Genomic DNA, 16482 nt, shown 5'->3' with positions numbered 1-16482 from the left:
CCGGCTTGCTGGCGATGGCGATCGCATGGGCACCGCAAGACTCGAGGGCCTCATCGCTGGCAATCGAGCGTCGACCGGCGCTCCTACAGTGACCGCGCCAGGCGGTATATACCCTTCACCCTTTAAGGCAAGACCCCGAGCAACCTCCAGATCCGCTGGATATCGGGGTCGGCCTTGATCAGCTCGCCCAGCAGCTCGGGCAGCTCCATGTTGCCCCAATCGACCGCGCGGTTGATCAGGTAGGGCACCGGGCTGTGGGGCTCCACGCGTTTCAGGTAGTCGGAAATGACCTTCAACTGTCGGTAGGCGGCCTGGCGTGACTCCGGCAACGACAGCGGCACGGCTGCCGTCGTGACGGCGGCAGGCTCCTCGACCGTCGGTTCGACAGGCAGGCTGACCGGTACAGGCAGCGGCTCCGGGTGCATGGCGATAAACTCCCGTAAAGCGTGAACGTGTAGATCGAGTATATTTTGCAAGGCGGCAAAGCTCGGGGCTTCGCCACCCAGTTGGCTGTCGCACCAGCGGTTCAACTGCTCAACACTCTGCAAACAGGCATTGAACAACTGCAAGCGGGCGTCGAGCTGGCCGACGGGAACCCGCAGGAGCGCCTCGCGCCAGTCCCTCAGCAGGTCCTGCGACTCCTGCGCCAAGGCCTTGGCCTTGCGCTCCTCGCTTTTGTTCAGCGCCTGTTTCTGCGCGCGCATCCACTGTTCCAGTGTCAGGTTCTCGAATCCGCGCGCCGCAGTACCCAGCAGGGGCAGGCGGATATTCAGCAACAGGCTGTACTGACGAACCAGCAAGGCCAGTGGCGGTGCCAGCCAACTGGCGTCGTCACCCTGCGCACGGGGATGGAGTGCCGGTCCATAACGCTCGCAGAGGCCCACCAGCAGTTCCAGCGCCACGCACAATCCGGGCAATTGATAACGCTGTAACCAGGCTTCTCCGAGCCAGGTCGCCACCAGCAGGTCCTTGCTGCGCCGGGTCAGCAACTCGCTGGCCAGGGTTTCCACCCGGGCCCAGTCCGCGCGCTTGAGGTCGGTCTGCCAGATCCCCGTGGGCAAGCTGGCATCGTCTTCGCGGCGGGCCTCGCGCAACAGGTCCATCTCGGGCGCCTCGCGCAGGCTGACGCCGGCCGGGTCGGCACCGGGCAAAGGATCGATCAGGCCCGGCAAGCGCAGGCGCAGTTGATCGAGGGAGGAGGTGTCGATGGTCATGGCTGGCCCTCGGTACTGGCCACTGGCAACGGGAACACCGACCCGTAGGGCGAGGCCGGGACACGAGTCGGCAAGGCACTCAGGATCAGCGGCTGCTTGCCGCCGACCGCCTTGAGCGACAAGCGCAGGAACATCAGCGCGTTGGCATTACCGGGCAGGGGCGAGCGCAGAGGCAGTTGCAGCGCCAGCGGCCGGTCACTCTCGTCCTGGGTCGCGAAGTGATTGCCGGCCTGGTTGGCGTGGATAAAGCGCAACAGGGCCCAGGCGCCTTCGTATGACCAACTGGCTTGCAGGTCGGCCACGGCCAGCGCCGGTTGTTTCGGATCGTCCAAGGGCCGTTGGCTGCTGCCCTTGGCCCAGCGCAGGGCCAGGCGGACCGGTTCGCCGACGGTCCAATTGGCGTGGCTGAGGTTTTCCGCCGGATAGCCGACTTCCCGCGATCCGGTGGCCAGGCTCCAGTCGATCACCTGGTCGGCGCCACGTTCTTCCTCGCGGTCGGTACGCCAACGCACCTCCAGGTCCAGGCCGCGCACGCCGTCCTTGTCACGCAGCAACAGCGGTCCGAGCCAGGCCCGGGCATTCTGCAGATTGAACAGGAACTCGGCCGCCGCCGACGATTGCGCCGAACGGTTGTTCTCCAGGCCGCTGAACGCGTTGGGCAGGTTCTTGTCGATCAGATCGAGGAATTCGCGGACCCGGTCGGGGTTGGCGTCGATCAGCGTGTCGTCGCGGCTGAACGGAAAGCGCCCGGCCAGGTAGGTGGTGAAGTAATCGCCCAGGCGCTTCCAGGCCACCGCGGCGGCGTAATTCTGCAAGTTGTTGCAACGTTGCCGCGCCTGGTCATGGGCGCCGCGGGCAAGCATCGCGATATTGCCCCGGCCCAGCGGCAGGATCGTATCCGAGAGGGTCTTGGCGCAGTTGCCCAGGTCCATGTCGTTGAAGTCGCGCAGGACCATCTGCTGGTACTGCATGGGCGAGCTGGCCGGATTCTGGTCGTTGTACTTCTTGAGCTCGGCACTCATGTCGACAAAACTGTCGAGGGTCTCGTCATCGCTGGGTGACAGCCGATCACGCTGTTGATCGAGCCATTCGATGGCCGGGCGCGCGGTGCTCAACGAATCGCCGATCAGGGTGAACTGCCGGCTCAAGTCCAGTTTCAGGGCCTGCGGATCGCTTTCCCGGAAGCTGCGCAGCGACAGGTTGCGGGTGCCGTCCCATTGGCTGAAGTTGATGGGCTGGCGGAACAGCGGCAGGGCATCGATCTCGGCCATGGCGCGATGCAGATCGTTCAGTGCCCGGGTATTCAACTCCTGGCGTAGCGCCTCGGTCTGGCGAGCATCGCCAATATCGCTGAACACTTGCAGCACTTGCAGGGCCTTGTCGGCGGGCAGATTGAACGTGGTGCTGCGATCGACGCCCAGGGGCTTGCTGCCGCCCACGCTGGAGACGCTGTTCAGGCTTTGCCACATGGCGTCGGTGGTCGCCGAGCGGGCGCCGCTGATCAGGGCCTTGCGGTAGGGCGCGGGCAGTTCCGCCACGCTCTGTTGCAGCCAGAGTTGATAGCTGTCGTGATAGTGCAGCGCCGCGTCGAGCTTGGCGCTGTCCAGCTCGTGCAGCCCCTGGCCGCTCATCGGCGCATCATCGCCCTGGTTCAGCGCCACCTGGCTGAAATCCTGGTGCAGCAGCGCCGTGAGCGCCTGCCCGAGCTTGTCGACGTTGGCTTGCAGCTCCAGGCCACCGCTGCTTTGTAGCCGCAAAATACCCTGGTCTTCGTCCCCCTGTTCCAGCCAGCGGTCGTGGAAGGTCCGTTTGGAAGTCTCGGCATAGCGCTCGACCTGGTCGACGGCACCCGTGCCGATCAATGCACTTTGCCGGGCCTTTTCGAGTCCTTCCTGATAACCGGGTGCCAACTGCGCGCCGTTGCCCTGGCTCCAGGCCGCATTGGTCAGGGCCAGCAACTGGCGCAGTTGGGCGATGGAGGCGTCCAGCTCTTCAAGCTCGGCAAGGCTGTTGCGCTGGCCGCCCTGTAGCGCTCGCAATTGACTGTTGACGGCGCCGGCCGTGGTGCTGAAGTCGGAACTGGCGAACAGGCTGTCGAGCCATAACCGCATGGCATCGACATAGCGCGTGGCAATCTGCGGCTTGAGCGGATCCAGTTGCAAGGGAGTGGCCAACGGCACCTCTGCCGTGGCCAGCAGCTTGTTGTAGTCGTCGCCCAACGGCAGGCCCTTGGTCTGGAAATTGAACCCGAACAACTCGTTGGCCAGGGCGATGGTGTCGTCCAGCGGGCGCTGGTCGCCTTGCAGGCTCTGGGCGAAGCGTTTGTTGTGGCGCTCCACCGCCAGGGCCTGGTCGAGCACCTGCATGGCTTGGCGGTAGGCTTCTTCGTTGTTGCTGCTGCCGGCGCGGGGACGCATCGCCGCGCGGGGCGTGATCAAGCTATTGAGTTCGTCCTGCAGTTTGCCCTTGAGCGGCGCGAACAACTGCCCACGGGCCCGGGCGCGGAGTTCCTGCGCCAGTTGCCGGTCCAACGCGGAAAACCAGGAACCCGGCAGGATCGACGTGCGCATGTGCCAGCGTGGCGCGGTCTGGAGCAGGCGCCAGAAACTGGCGATGCGCTCGCGCCCGGCGTCATCGTCGACGGTCACGGGGTTGTGCACCTGGTCGTCGTGGAGCAGACCGCTCAACTGCGTCGCGGCATCGCTACGCTCGTGCCAGACCCAGAGCATGCCGATCACCCAGACCAGCCCGATCACACCCACGGCCATTGCCACCATGCGCTGCCAGCGTTGGCGCAATTGCAGGATGCGAGCGACCGGCTGCGCCAGCCCTTGTTCGGCGATGATCCGTTGCCGCCACAGGCGTGGGCTGAACAGCGGCGGTGCGGGGGGCGGCGCCGCACCTTCGGCGAAAGGGTCGGCATCGGCGGACGCGGCAGCGGGACTGGCCTGGGCGTTGAAGTACAGGCCACGCAAACGTGGCGCCTCACCCATGGCATTGGCCTGGAACACCGGATCGCACAAGGACCGCAGCGGGTCATGCAAGCCTTGCAACTGTCGAGGCAGCAAGTACAGGTCGGCGGCCACCTGGCCGCGCAGCGTGCCGATTTCCACCAGCAGGTCGGCCAGGGTCTGTTCGACCTGACCCAGCCCCTGGTTGATCCAGTCCGGATGCCAAGGGGTTTGCGCCGTGTAGGGGGAGGTCCAGCCAAAGGGCGCATCCTTCGCCGCCGTCGGCAACACCTCCAGCAACGCGGCGCTGCCGGGCAGGCTCTCGAAACCGCTCAGCAGCATGTAGACCGGCAGGCTCAGGCCGAGACGCTGTTGTACATCGACGAACTTGCGCCGGGCCGCGAGGCCGGCCGCGGCGCTATCCTGATCGGGCGCCAGTTGCTCCAGGTCGCACAGCCAGATGATGCCGTCCGCCGGCCGATTGGCCCGGGCCTGCAACAACAGTTCCAGCAGCTGGCGCCAGAGCTTGAGTTGCACGCTGGCACGCTCGCCATGGCTGAACAAGGCCGGGGGCACCACCAGCACCGCGCCGTCGGGGCCGTACCACCAACGCCCGAACCAGGCCGGTTGCGCCGTGCCGGTCAGCCCCCAGCCACTGAGCAGAGCCTCGAGCTGCGGCGTATCGCCGAGCATCAGCAGCCAGGGCGTCTCATAGCGGTCGTGCACGCCCAGCGCCTGCTCCCACTCGTTCACCGCGGCATAGAAGGCGCGATTGGCACCGTTCAGGCGCGCGGAATACTTCCACAACAGCGTCGCCAGCAACACCAGCAGGAGCAGGGCGGCGAGAATTTCACCCAGGTAAGCCATCAGCGCTTGAGCTCCGCGGCCAGTGTTTGTCGATCCTGATCAAGACCGGGCTGTACCCGGTATTGAATGTTCCACCAGAACAACTGGCTGATGCCGAGCAACAACAGGAATCCCAGCCCCAGCACCAGACCCAGTCGGTAACCGTCGGGCAGGCTGCGGCGTACGGGTAGCTGTTGCGGTGCGAGGGCACTCGGGCGCTGCAGTTGCACGGCGATATCGTTGGCGCTGGCACTGCGTTGACGAATGAAGGTGAACAGGCTGCGCCGCCATTTTTCGTGCAGGGCCGGACCGCTGCCGTTGCGCAGTCGGCCCTGGAAGCCGAGGATCAGGCAGTAGAGGTAGACGCTGCCCAGGTCGCGCAGGGCCGGATCGCGGGTTTCCAGGAGCTTCTTGATCGCGACCGGAATCCGGTCGCCCGCCGAGCGACTGCCGAACAGGCGGGCTTCCATGGGCCGCTCCTGCCAGGCGGATTGCCCCGGCCAGTCTTCGAACAGCAGGTGTTCGTCGACCAGGCCGACGAAGGCGAAGAGCGTCGCCTTGGCTTGCTGGCCCTGGGCATCACCGACGGCTGCGAAGGTGCTGCGCCATAGCCGTCGGGCAATCTGGCTGACTTGCTCGGCCACCTGCGCGACCTGCACCTTGGCCTCGGTGGTATGCGGCAAGGCTTGCCAGAACACCAGCCATTCATTCCAGGCCCGGTTGAAGGCTCTGCTCAGAGGTGCCGCCTCGAAGGTGTCGAACGCCGCTAGTGGGTCATTATCCAACATCGCTCATCAATCCCTGATCAGGTTCAGTCCCGCGTGGCGTCGAACATCAGTATCTCAACAGGATCGCGCCATTCGCTACCCGGTGGCATGTACAGGCACAGGTAGGCCTGGGGATCGAAGCACCCGCCACTGGCCTGCAGGCTGAACAGGCGAATGTCCTCGGCGACGCCATAGGCCACTTGTTCGTTGCGCCCCAGCACGCTGTACGCCAGGCCCTGGGAACGCTGCTTGACCAGGCCCGGCAACTGCGGCTGCGAAGCCCTGAACGCGTTCTCCAGCCAGTCCGCGGCCGCCTGTGGGCTGGCGCCGGACGACATGCGCAGGCCGATCACCAGTTGCTGGACCGGCGTCTGCTGGTCCTTCAGCTCGATGGCGAAATACTTGCCCTTGTATTCGAAACTGCGCCGGCTGTAGCTGGCGCGAATGTTGCCCAACTGCGCCTCGATCCAGTCCAGCACGGGGCTGAATCCCGACAGCAGATCGTCGAATTTCAGCGGGCCGAAGGCCGGCACCGCCAGCTCCGGCTGAAGCCCGTACAGCGCGCCGGCAAAACCGTTCAATTGCAGGAACAGGTCGGCGGGTGAGGCGATCCCGGTCTCCAGCATCGCCTGCAATTCCGGCAGGCGAGCCCAGATGGCCACCAACTGTGCCCGCAGTTCGGCACTCTCCAGGGTCTTGCCGGCCTCCTGCGCCTGACGCCAACGGCCGCTGAGGAACTCGCATTTGCTGCGGGCCAGCGCGCACAGGGCACTGATCCGCTTGCCGATCAGCGACTCGGCATCCAGGACGGGGCAGGGCGGCACATAGTCCAGCTGGCTGAAGACACCGCCGGAGTTGCTGATCTTGAACAGCGGCAGGCACACGGAGTCGGAACGACGGTCGCTGGTGACCAGGCGCAGGATCGGTCGCCAGGCCGTCACGGTTTCGACCCTCGGGTTTTCCCGGTCGCTCAGGTCCACGGCGTCGACGTCCAGCGAACGCAGACGCCCGCTGACTTCGCCCAGCAAGCCGGCGCGCCACAGCGGATCCACCGCCAGGTAGACCATCAGGGTGGTCTGGTCGTGGAAGTCCTCAGGCTTGACCTTGAGTTGGAGAGGGTACTGGTCCTTGTCCTTGAGCGGGTCGAGATTGACCACCAGGCCATCGGGCATCACCGCGTCCAGGGCCTTGACCGTGATTTCGCCGCTGTCCGATACCTGTTGCTCGAGGTTCTGTACCCCCCAGTACCAGGGCCGGGCATTGGCCGCGAGCCGAGCACTCAGGCCCTCGGCACGCAAGTTCTGCAACTGGAAATGCTGTGGAAGCAGATGCATGCCTTCACTCCAACAGATCGCATCCGGTACCACATCCGGTATAGCGCGCATCCTTTACTCCTGAGCCTTCCTGGAATACGGGTTTTACTGGCCTTGGGCATCGAGCAGGCGCATCTCGCGGGCGCCGACCTTGAGCCAGATATCCGGTTGCTTGTCGAGCAGCAAGCGGTGTGCGCCCGAGGTGCTGTAGCCGGCGAACAACAAGACACCTTGGGCCTTTTCACCTTGCAGGGGATTGTTCGCGAACGTCACCAATTGCCCGGGAACCACCTCCAGGCTCCACACATTCAAACCCTGCGGGAAGTCGCGACGCAACTGCTCACGCTGGGCGAACCACTGGTTCGCCGGCGTGCCCTTGAGACGCTCCAGCAGTTGCGGGTCGGCGACGGCGACGAAATCCAGCGCCAGCGGTGTATTGCTGTTGGCCTTGGGCTCGACATCGACTGTGACTTTTTGCAGCGAAACCGTGGGCGCGAAGAGGCTGCAACCACTTATCTGAAACATCATGAAAAAAGCTAGCGCGCAGCAACTGCCGAGGAACTTAATTCGTTTCATAGGATTCAAATTCAGGTTTTGCCAGATATTTCTTGCTTGTCTTATAGACCTCTTCTAAGGTTTTGGACAGTCGATCTTCCTACGGAAAATTCGTACTCAGGCTGTCGGAAAAGGTTTCCACCACCAGGAGCGCGTTGCCGTTCGGTTGGCGCGCCAGAAGGAGAAGGGCATGGCCGCTGATCAGGAAAGCAAGCAGAAGTATTTGGGTCGTAACCGCCCCCCGCGCGTACAAATCACTTATGACGTTGAAATCGGCGACGCCTTCACGAAGGAAGAGCTGCCGCTGGTGGTGGGCATCCTGTCCGACCTCTCCGGCAACAACCAGCCGAACAAACCCGACCCGCTGACCACGCGCGGTTTTGTCGACATCGACCGGGACAGCTTCGATACGGTATTGAGCCGGATCAACCCCCAGCAGAAGTTCAGCGTACCGAACGTCCTCGATGGCGGGAAAGGCAACCTCTCGGTCGAGTTGTCCTTCAAGAGTTTCGAAGACTTCAGCCCGGAAAATATCGTTGCCCAGATCGATGGCCTGAAGGACCTCTACGACAAGCGCCAGAAGCTGCAGGATCTGCTGATCAAGCTCGATGGCAACGACGAACTGGACAAGAGTCTCATCGCCAGCTTGCACGATGACACGGCGGTCCTGGCGTTCCAGGCCGACCTGCAAAAGGCCCTGGCCCCACCGGCGAACGACCCCGTCGCCAGCGTGGATCCGGTCAAGACCGACCCTGTCGTGACGCCCGCGGCCCCCGTCGTGGATCCCGCCCCGTCCGTGGACCCCGTGCCACCTGTCGAACCTAAACCCTAGTTGATCCGCGCCCCTTCATGGAGGAACCGCGATGCCAAATGACAGTACTTCGACGAGCACCACCACCACCACGACCGCGAACGCCCCGGCGGCCGACCAGACACCTCAGACACCTTTGCTCGAGACCATCGTCGACGCGATGATCCGGGGGGCCGAGGACCAGGCCCAGAAGAAGTATGCGCAGCAGATGCTCAGCGTCTTCGCCGGCGAAGTGAGCGAGAAGAAAGTCGAGGCCAGCGATAACATGCTGATCACCATCAGCCAGCGCATCGCCGACCTCGACCGGCAGATCAACGCCCAGCTCAACCTGGTGCTGCACGACCCGTCGTTCCAGGCCCTGGAAGCGTCCTGGCGTGGCCTGCACCAGTTGGTGATGAACACCGAAACCGGCGAGTCCCTGAAGCTGCGCCTGTTCAACGTCACCAAGGAAGAGCTGCGCCTGGACTTGGAAAAGGCCATCGAGTTCGACCAGAGCGTGCTGTTCAAGAAGGTCTACGAGGAAGAATACGGCACCTTCGGCGGCAGTCCGTTCAGCGTGCTGATGGGGGACTACGAGTTCGGTCGCAGCAGCATCGATATCAAGATGATCACCAACCTGTCGAACGTTGCGGCGGCGGCTCATGCGCCACTGATCACCGCCGCCAGCCCCGGGCTGTTCGATCTCAAGTCCTTCGCCGACCTGGGCGTGCCGCGTGACCTGGCCAAGGTCTTCGAAAGCGGCGCGCTGATCGAATGGAACGCGTACCGCAAGACCGAGGACTCGCGGTATGTCTCGATGGTCCTGCCGCATTACCTGTCGCGCCTGCCGTACGATCCGGTGAATAACCCGGTGCCGGGCATGTCGACCTTTGTCGAGGACGTCAGCACCACCCCCGCGACGCCTGCAACGGCGACGGCTGCGGCCGACGCTACCGACGCCAAGAAAGTCATCGATCCCGATTCGCAGAAATTCCTCTGGGGCAATGCCGCCTGGCTGCTGACCCAGCGCATCACCGACGCGTTTGCGCAATACCGTTGGTGTGCGGCGATTCGCGGGCCGGAAGGCGGCGGTACGGTCAGCGGCCTGCCGGTGTACCAGTTCAATACCCTGGCCGGTGACCTGGCGATCAAGTGCCCGACCGAAGTGGCGATCACCGATCGCCGGGAAAAGGAACTCGACTCGCTGGGCTTCATTGCCTTGTGCCATCGCAAGAACAGCAATGTCGCGGTCTTTTTCGGTGGCCAGACCACCAACAAGCCGCAGACCTACAACACCTTCGAGGCCAACGCGAACGCACGGATCTCCGGCCTGCTGCCGTACATCCTGGCCGCCTCGCGTTTTGCCCATTACCTGAAGGTGATCTTGCGCGACAAGGTCGGCAGCTTCGCCACCCGCGACAACGTGCAGACCTACCTCAACAACTGGATCGCCGACTACGTGCTGATCAACGACAACGCGCCCCAGGAAATCAAGGCGCAGTACCCGCTGCGTGAAGCCCGGGTCGATGTCAGCGACGTGCCCGGACGTCCCGGCAGCTACAGCGCCACGGTGTTCTTGCGGCCGCACTTCCAGCTGGAAGAGCTGACCGCTTCGATCCGCCTGGTCGCCGCGTTGCCGGCGCCGGCCGCCGCCTGATCCAGCCCATGCCGCCCGCCGTGGCCCGGCGGGCCTTCCCTTTTCAGCCGTGCAAGGAATGACACCCGATGGATGCGATTATTCTTGACCTGGGCTCTACGATCAAAGGCGACTCCCTGCTGGAAGGCTACGCCGACAAGATCGAAGTCATGTCCTACAGCCACAACGTGGCCATGCAAGTCACCAACGACGTCAGCAACTCGGAGCGCACCTCCGGCAAGCCGCATATCGGTGAGTTCACCCTGACCAAATTCATCGACTCCGCCACCCCGAGCATCAATGAGTACTGCTGCGCCGGCAAGCCGATTGCCGAGGTCAAGGTCACTGTCGGCCGCAACGCCGCCGAGAGCAGCGGCCAGTTGATGCCGTTCATTGTCTACACCTTGACCAACGCGGTGGTCTCCAACGTCAGTGTCAGCGGCGGCACCGGCGGCAAGCCGGTGGAAACCCTGTCGCTGAACTTCACCAAGATCAAATGGGAATTGACCGCGCAGAAAGACGATGGCACCAAGGAAGGCACCGCGGCCTCCACCTGGGACCTGGCGGCGAACAAACTCATCAAGGGTTGATCGCCTGTTTTCATCCGGCTGGAGATTGTCATGCGTGTTGCGTTGTTCGACCTCCTCGCGGGGGACACGGAGGCTCACTTCGATGCCGGTGATCCGCTGCGGATCGTCGAGTCCATTCGCCTGGAGCTGGAGCGCCTGCTCAATACCCGACGCACCGAACGGGCTCACGGGTTCGACGCGAGCATCATCGACTACGGGATGAGCGACTGGAGCATCCTGTATGCCGACCGCGAAGAGGATCACCGGGTATTGATCCGCGATATCCGCGGGGCCATCACCCGCTTCGAGCCGCGCCTGGCGCTGGAGGATGTCGACGTACAGGCGCTGCCGGGACAACGTACACGCATGACGGTACGGGTGAACGGGTATGTCCGGGGCCAGGATTGCGCCCCGAACATGTCGTTCGTCCTGGACCTGGGTGAGGGTGGTTTCGAGGTCAGGCATGAGTGATTCGATTGATGCCCGACTGCTGGATTACTACCAGCGCGAGCTGACCTGGCTGTACCGCGCCGGCAGCGACTTTGCCGACAACCATCCCACCTTGGCCAACAGCCTGAAGCTATCTTCCAATGGCTCCCAGGACCCCCATGTCGAACGCCTGATCGAAAGTTTCGCCTTGCTCGCCGCGCGCCTGCAACGGCGGCTCGACGACGGCTACTCCGAATTCAGCGACGCCCTGCTGGAACAGTTGTACCCGATGGCGTTGCGACCGATGCCTTCCTGCGCCATCGTGCAGTTCGGGCCGGACCCGACCAAGGGCAGTCTCGCCGCCGGCTACCGGCTGCCGCGTGATACGCAAGTGTTCAAGGCCCCGGAGAAGGAACAGCTCGACAGCCTGTATTTCCGTACCTGCGCCGAGGTCACCCTGTGGCCGGTGGAAGTGCAGGAGGTCAGCCTGCTCGAAGGCAGCGCCGCGCAGACGGTGACCAGGATCGCCAATGCCGAGGCAGCGTTGCGGCTGACCTTGAAATGCAACGGTGAAAAGCCCTGGTCCGAATTGCCGATCCAGACCTTGCGTATTCACCTGGCGGGGCCGGCGGTCAATCGCGCCCGGCTCTATGATCTGTTGGCGGCCCATAGCCTGGATGTTGTCTGCGGTATTCCTGGTAGCCCCGGACAAGCACTCGGTGCCCGGCCTTTGCCGGTCGGCTATGACGATGCCGAGCGGCTGTTGCCGGAGGAAGACGGCGTGCACCCCGGGCTGCGCCTGTTGGTGGAGTATTTTGCCTTCCCGGAGAAGTTCGCCTTTTTCGATCTTGCGCTGAAAATCCCGCCGCAGGCCACGGATCTGCTCGAGGTCTACATCGCCTTCGACCGTACGCCGGAAAGCCGTATCAGCCTGCAACGCGAGGACATCGCCCTGGGTTGCACGCCGGTGATCAACCTGTTTCCCCGTACCGCCGAAACCCTGCGCCCGGACGGCACGCAAAGCGAATATCGCCTGGTGGCCGATTCGCACCGCGACAACAGTGTCGAAATCCACAGCATCCGCAAGCTGGTGGCCACGACCTCCGCCGGTTTCCAGCGCGTGCCGTCGTACTATGGCTACCAGCACGAGGACGGCCAGGACGGGCTGTTCTGGCATGCCAGGCGGGTCAGCGCGAGCACCCCCTCGCGGCCTGGCACCGACCTGATGCTGAGCCTGGTGGACAGCCAGTTCCAGCCGCGCAGCGCGGCACCGGACGCGACCTTTACCGCGCAGGTCTGGTGCACCAACCGGCACATGGCGCAAAACCTGTTGACCGGCACTGCCTTGAAGTTCGAGCGCAGCGGTCCGGTGGCCACCATTACCCTGCTGAGGAGCCCCACGCCACAATCGCTGCCCGACCTGGAAGGGGCCTCACGCTGGCGGCTGATCTCGCAACTGAACCTCAATCACCTGTCGCTGACGGAAGGGCCGCACGCGCTGGAGGCGCTCAAGGAAATGCTCACCGTGCATAATCTGCGCGACGAGCCCGCGGCCCGCTTGCAGATCAACGGCATTCTCACGCTGCGTACCGAACGGGTCGTCGGCCGTGTCGGCAAGGATGCCTGGCGCGGCTGGCGCAACGGTCTGGAAGTGCGCCTGGAACTGGACCCGACAAGATTTTCCGGCAGCAGCCGGGTGCTGTTCTCCGGAGTGCTGGCGCACTTTTTCGCGCTGTATGCCAACGCCAACTGTTTTGTTCGCACCCTGCTGGTAGAGGGCGATAAGGAGATCAAGCTATGGAGCCCGAGCAGCAACCCGATCCTGGCTCTCTAGGCGCATTCCTGCGTCAGGCTCCCCAGCATTTCGAACTGCTGCAAGCGCTGATGGTGCTGGAACGCGAGCAGGCCAACGCCGTATCGCTGGGGACCGGCAGCGACCCCCAGCGAGAGGTGGTGCGCCTGCGCGGGCCGCTGTTGCCGGAGTTCGCCCCGAGCGAGATCAGCAGCCTGCGGCGGGTCGACAATGCGCAAAGGACCCGTTCCAGGTTGACCTTGCACACCCAGGTGTTCGGTCTCGGTGGCCCGGACGGTCCGTTGCCCTATGCCTATCAGGAATGGTTGCAGCAACGGGCACGCAACCGCGATTACGGCACGGTGGCGTTTCTCGATCTGTTCCAGCACCGCCTGTTGAGCCTGCTGTATCGGGTACAGCAGCGCCAGCGCATCGCCTTGCCTTATCGGGATCCGCTACTCAGCCCGGTGTATCAGCAGTTGCGGGCCCTGTGCGGGTTGTCGTCGAGCACCGTGGAGCAGACCACGATGCTGCCGGAGAGAGCCCTGATCGCCCGGGCCGGACTGCTGGCCAACGGACGGCGATCCCTGGCCGGGTTTCAGAACCTGCTCAAGCACTACTTCGATCTGGCCGTGGAGCTGCGGGGTTACCAGGGTGCCTGGCGCCAGATCGCCAGCAGCGACCAGAGCGTGCTGGGACGCAAGGGGCGTAACCTCAGCCTGGGACGCAACGCGTTGTGCGGTACACGGGTCTGGGATGAACATGCCGGCATTCATATCCGGCTCGGCCCGCTGGAGCCTGAAACTGCCGAGCGCTTCATGCCGGGACGCGACGCCCACCAGCAGTTGGCGGCGCTGGTGGCGTTCTATTTCGGCGCGCAGCTGCAATGCAGTGTGTCCGTACACGTCACCCGCAGCGGGATACTGAAGATTGGCCGTGAGCAGCAAACGGCGCTGGGCCGAGGCACCTGGTTGAACCGTGAAGCACGCACGGGGGATTTCCGGATCGACCTGCGCCTGAACCAGGAGGACAGTGCCTGAGATGGAAATCGCCACGCTGATCTCACGCTTGAACCACCCGTGTCGCGCCGCCATGGAGCGGGCCGCCCAGCGGAGTTGGCAGCGCAACCAGCACTTTGTCGAAATCGAACACCTGCTGCTGGAACTGCTGGAGATCGAAGGCGGAGACCTGGCCTGCCTGTTGCCGGCCCTGGGCTTGGAGCGTGACCGCCTGGCGGCCGAAATCAACCTGGCCCTGGAGCTGTTCAAGACCGGCAACACCCGCACGCCGACGCTGTCCAAGCAGCTATTGGCGCTGATCGAGGACGCGGTGGTCCAGGCCAGTGTGCTCGGCGCCACCGGTGTACGCTCCGGGTTGCTGTTGCTGGCGTTGCTCGACCGTGACGAGTACCGGGCCCTGCTGCAAGGCAGCATCCCTTCATTGCTCGGTATTGCCCGGGAGCCCTTGCGTACCCGGTTCGCGGCCTTGACCGAACACTCCTGCGAAACCAGCGTGCCGGCCGGTCCCGGAAAAACCACGGCGCGAGGCGGCGGCGCTGACGCTTCCCTGCTCGAGCAATACACCCAGGACCTGACGGAGGAGGCCCGCCAGGGGCGCATCGACCCGATCATCGGTCGCGATGGGGAGATTCGCCAGTGTGTCGATATCCTCCTGCGCCGTCGGCAGAACAACCCGATCCTGGTGGGCGCTCCCGGGGTCGGCAAGACCGCGGTGGTCGAGGGCCTCGCACTGCGCATTGCCCTGGGCGATGTGCCGCCGCCGTTGCAGGAGGTCAGCCTGCGGGTACTGGACCTTGGACAGCTGCAAGCCGGGGCCGGGGTCAAGGGCGAATTCGAACAGCGACTCAAGGGGGTGATCGAAGGGGTACGCACTGCCGCCGGCAAGGTCATCCTGTTTATCGACGAAGCCCATACCCTGATCGGTGCCGGTGCCGCCGAAGGGCAGAGCGATGCGGCCAACCTGCTCAAGCCGGCGCTGGCCCGTGGTGAACTACGGACGCTGGCCGCCACTACCTGGCTGGAGTACAAGAAATACTTCGAGAAAGACCCGGCGCTGGCCCGACGCTTCCAACTGGTCCAGGTCGAGGAACCGGACGAGCAGACCGCCGTGCAGATGTTACGCGCCGTGGCCGGCAAGCTGGAGCAGCACCATGGCGTCGAGGTACTGGACGCAGCGATCCAGGATGCGGTGAAGCTCAGCCAGCGCTACATCTCCGGGCGGCAACTGCCGGACAAAGCCATCAGCGTGCTCGATACCGCCTGTGCCCGAGTGGCCCTGGCCCAGCATGACGTGCCGCCGGCCCTGGAGAACCTGCGCCACCGCCAGTCGGCGACACTCGACGAACTGCAACGCCTGCGCCGCGAGCAGGCCATCGGACATGATCACGACCTGCGCATCCGGCCGCTCGAACTGCAGGAGCACGAGGACCGCCAGGCAATCGTCGAGCTGGAAACCCGCTGGCACAAGGAGCGCGAGGCGGTCACCGAGTTGCTCAGGGCGCGCCGTGAACTGCTCGCGCTCAACGAACGGGTCGATCCGAACCGCGATGACGAGGAGCTGGACAACCGCCTCGAACAACTGGCGATCGAACTGGTGCGCCTGGAAAGCGGCCTGAACACCATTCGCGAGGACGATCCGCTGGTCCCGGAACAGGTCGATTCGAAAGTCGTCGCGGCGGTGATTGCCGGCTGGACCGGTATTCCACAAGGCAAGGTGCTCGCCGACGAAGCCTATGCGTTGCGCACCCTGGCTGAACGTCTCGGCCAGCGGGTGATGGGGCAAGGGCCCGCCCTCGGCGCCATCACCCAACGCTTGCAAGCCTATCGCGCCGGGCTCACCGACCCGCAGAAGCCGGTCGGGGTGTTCCTGCTGCTGGGCCCCACGGGCGTGGGCAAGACCGAAACCGCCTATGCCCTGGCCGATGCGCTGTACGGCGGCGAGCGCAACCTGATCAGCATCAACCTCTCCGAATACCAGGAAGCCCATACCGTCAGCCAGCTCAAGGGCGCGCCGCCGGGCTACGTCGGCTATGGCAGCGGCGGTGTGCTGACCGAAGCGGTGCGGCGCAAGCCCTACAGCGTGGTGTTGCTGGACGAAATCGAAAAAGCCCATCCGGATGTGCTCGAAGCCTTCTACAACGTGTTCGACAAAGGGCTGATGGAAGACGGCAGCGGCCTAGTGGTGGATTTCAAGAACACCGTGATGCTGGCCACCAGCAACGTGGGCGCCGAACTGATCCTCGACAGTGCCGCCCAGCAACAAAGCGCCGAAGCCTTCAGCCAGAAGTTGCACAATGTTCTGCTACAGGCGTTTCGCCCGGCCTTTCTGGCGCGCATGACCGTGGTGCCCTACCGGGCCCTTGATGACGTGACCCTGGAAGGAATCGTCCTGGCCAAGCTGGAGAACCTGCGGGCGCGTTACCTGGCGGCCACCGGCAAGCGCTTCGACTACGACGACGGCATCGTCCAGGCCGTACTGGCCCGTTGCCGCGCGGCGGGCGCACGGGATGTGGAACATGTGCTGATGGAGCAGGTGGCGGGACAACTGGCGCAGTGGGTGCTGGAATGAACACAGGTAGTCAACGATGATCTTCAAGGAAA

The 16482-nt window shown here is 64.1% G+C and carries 12 protein-coding genes; 7 read left to right on the top strand and 5 right to left on the bottom strand.

Translation table 11 applies throughout. The features are described 5' to 3' along the window. Positions 1-122: 122 nt before the first annotated feature. Genes tssA through UCMB321_RS14790 form a run of 5 tightly spaced genes read right to left on the bottom strand, consistent with a single transcriptional unit; the run spans position 123 to position 7619 of the window. Positions 123-1214, bottom strand: a complete 1092-nt coding sequence (tssA, locus tag UCMB321_RS14810; protein ID WP_040067998.1) for a type VI secretion system protein TssA — start codon at positions 1212-1214, stop codon at positions 123-125. Beyond that, positions 1211-5032, bottom strand: coding sequence for a type VI secretion system protein (locus tag UCMB321_RS14805; protein WP_040067996.1), 3822 nt, complete (start codon positions 5030-5032; stop codon positions 1211-1213). Before UCMB321_RS14805 ends, tssA begins: the two co-directional genes overlap by 4 nt. Continuing rightward, positions 5032-5799: a DotU family type IV/VI secretion system protein gene (locus tag UCMB321_RS14800; RefSeq protein ID WP_052451227.1), complete on the bottom strand. Its 768-nt coding sequence runs from the start codon at positions 5797-5799 to the stop codon at positions 5032-5034. Before UCMB321_RS14800 ends, UCMB321_RS14805 begins: the two co-directional genes overlap by 1 nt. Before the next feature lie 23 nt (positions 5800-5822). Next, positions 5823-7163 (bottom strand): type VI secretion system baseplate subunit TssK, encoded by a 1341-nt coding sequence (gene tssK, locus UCMB321_RS14795; protein WP_040067994.1) that lies wholly within the window; start codon positions 7161-7163, stop codon positions 5823-5825. A 33-nt stretch (positions 7164-7196) separates the two neighbouring features. After that, positions 7197-7619 (bottom strand): hypothetical protein, encoded by a 423-nt coding sequence (locus tag UCMB321_RS14790; RefSeq protein ID WP_040067991.1) that lies wholly within the window; start codon positions 7617-7619, stop codon positions 7197-7199. Positions 7620-7836: 217 nt separating this feature from the next. Here UCMB321_RS14790 and tssB point away from each other — a divergent pair, with 217 nt between their 5' ends. From tssB to tssH, 7 genes are all read left to right on the top strand, one after another. Next, positions 7837-8478 carry a type VI secretion system contractile sheath small subunit gene (gene tssB / locus UCMB321_RS14785; RefSeq protein ID WP_052451223.1) on the top strand — a complete coding sequence of 214 codons (642 nt, stop codon included), beginning with the start codon at positions 7837-7839 and terminating at the stop codon, positions 8476-8478. 139 nt (positions 8479-8617) lie between these two features. Next, on the top strand, positions 8618-10093 hold the full coding sequence (gene tssC / locus UCMB321_RS14780; RefSeq protein WP_425338570.1) for a type VI secretion system contractile sheath large subunit: 1476 nt from the start codon (positions 8618-8620) through the stop codon (positions 10091-10093). A gap of 68 nt (positions 10094-10161) precedes the next feature. Continuing rightward, positions 10162-10662 (top strand): Hcp family type VI secretion system effector, encoded by a 501-nt coding sequence (locus UCMB321_RS14775; RefSeq protein ID WP_040067989.1) that lies wholly within the window; start codon positions 10162-10164, stop codon positions 10660-10662. Positions 10663-10692: 30 nt separating this feature from the next. Then, complete coding sequence (gene tssE / locus UCMB321_RS14770; RefSeq protein WP_040067987.1) at positions 10693-11112, top strand: type VI secretion system baseplate subunit TssE; 420 nt, start codon at positions 10693-10695, stop codon at positions 11110-11112. Next, entirely contained in the window at positions 11105-12904 is a 1800-nt protein-coding gene (gene tssF / locus UCMB321_RS14765; protein WP_040067986.1) for a type VI secretion system baseplate subunit TssF, read from the top strand. Before tssE ends, tssF begins: the two co-directional genes overlap by 8 nt. Beyond that, complete coding sequence (tssG, locus tag UCMB321_RS14760) at positions 12868-13902, top strand: type VI secretion system baseplate subunit TssG (RefSeq protein WP_040067983.1); 1035 nt, start codon at positions 12868-12870, stop codon at positions 13900-13902. The genes tssF and tssG overlap by 37 nt, the downstream gene beginning before the upstream one ends. A 1-nt stretch (position 13903) precedes the next feature. Next, positions 13904-16450: a type VI secretion system ATPase TssH gene (gene tssH, locus UCMB321_RS14755; protein ID WP_040067981.1), complete on the top strand. Its 2547-nt coding sequence runs from the start codon at positions 13904-13906 to the stop codon at positions 16448-16450. Positions 16451-16482: the final 32 nt, after the last annotated feature.

It is taken from the genome of Pseudomonas batumici (genome assembly GCF_000820515.1).
Taxonomy (GTDB): domain Bacteria; phylum Pseudomonadota; class Gammaproteobacteria; order Pseudomonadales; family Pseudomonadaceae; genus Aquipseudomonas; species Aquipseudomonas batumici.
This window is presented reverse-complemented; position numbering and strand designations above follow the sequence as displayed.

What these genes read in the sequence shown, in the direction of transcription:
- tssA (WP_040067998.1), bottom strand. Translation starts at nt 1,214, where the DNA reads ATGACCATCGACACCTCCTCCCTCGATCAACTGCGCCTGCGCTTGCCG.
- UCMB321_RS14805 (WP_040067996.1), bottom strand. Translation starts at nt 5,032, where the DNA reads ATGGCTTACCTGGGTGAAATTCTCGCCGCCCTGCTCCTGCTGGTGTTG.
- UCMB321_RS14800 (WP_052451227.1), bottom strand. Translation starts at nt 5,799, where the DNA reads ATGTTGGATAATGACCCACTAGCGGCGTTCGACACCTTCGAGGCGGCA.
- tssK (WP_040067994.1), bottom strand. Translation starts at nt 7,163, where the DNA reads ATGCGCGCTATACCGGATGTGGTACCGGATGCGATCTGTTGGAGTGAA.
- UCMB321_RS14790 (WP_040067991.1), bottom strand. Translation starts at nt 7,619, where the DNA reads ATGATGTTTCAGATAAGTGGTTGCAGCCTCTTCGCGCCCACGGTTTCG.
- tssB (WP_052451223.1), top strand. Translation starts at nt 7,837, where the DNA reads ATGGCCGCTGATCAGGAAAGCAAGCAGAAGTATTTGGGTCGTAACCGC.
- tssC (WP_425338570.1), top strand. Translation starts at nt 8,618, where the DNA reads ATGATCCGGGGGGCCGAGGACCAGGCCCAGAAGAAGTATGCGCAGCAG.
- UCMB321_RS14775 (WP_040067989.1), top strand. Translation starts at nt 10,162, where the DNA reads ATGGATGCGATTATTCTTGACCTGGGCTCTACGATCAAAGGCGACTCC.
- tssE (WP_040067987.1), top strand. Translation starts at nt 10,693, where the DNA reads ATGCGTGTTGCGTTGTTCGACCTCCTCGCGGGGGACACGGAGGCTCAC.
- tssF (WP_040067986.1), top strand. Translation starts at nt 11,105, where the DNA reads ATGAGTGATTCGATTGATGCCCGACTGCTGGATTACTACCAGCGCGAG.
- tssG (WP_040067983.1), top strand. Translation starts at nt 12,868, where the DNA reads ATGGAGCCCGAGCAGCAACCCGATCCTGGCTCTCTAGGCGCATTCCTG.
- tssH (WP_040067981.1), top strand. Translation starts at nt 13,904, where the DNA reads ATGGAAATCGCCACGCTGATCTCACGCTTGAACCACCCGTGTCGCGCC.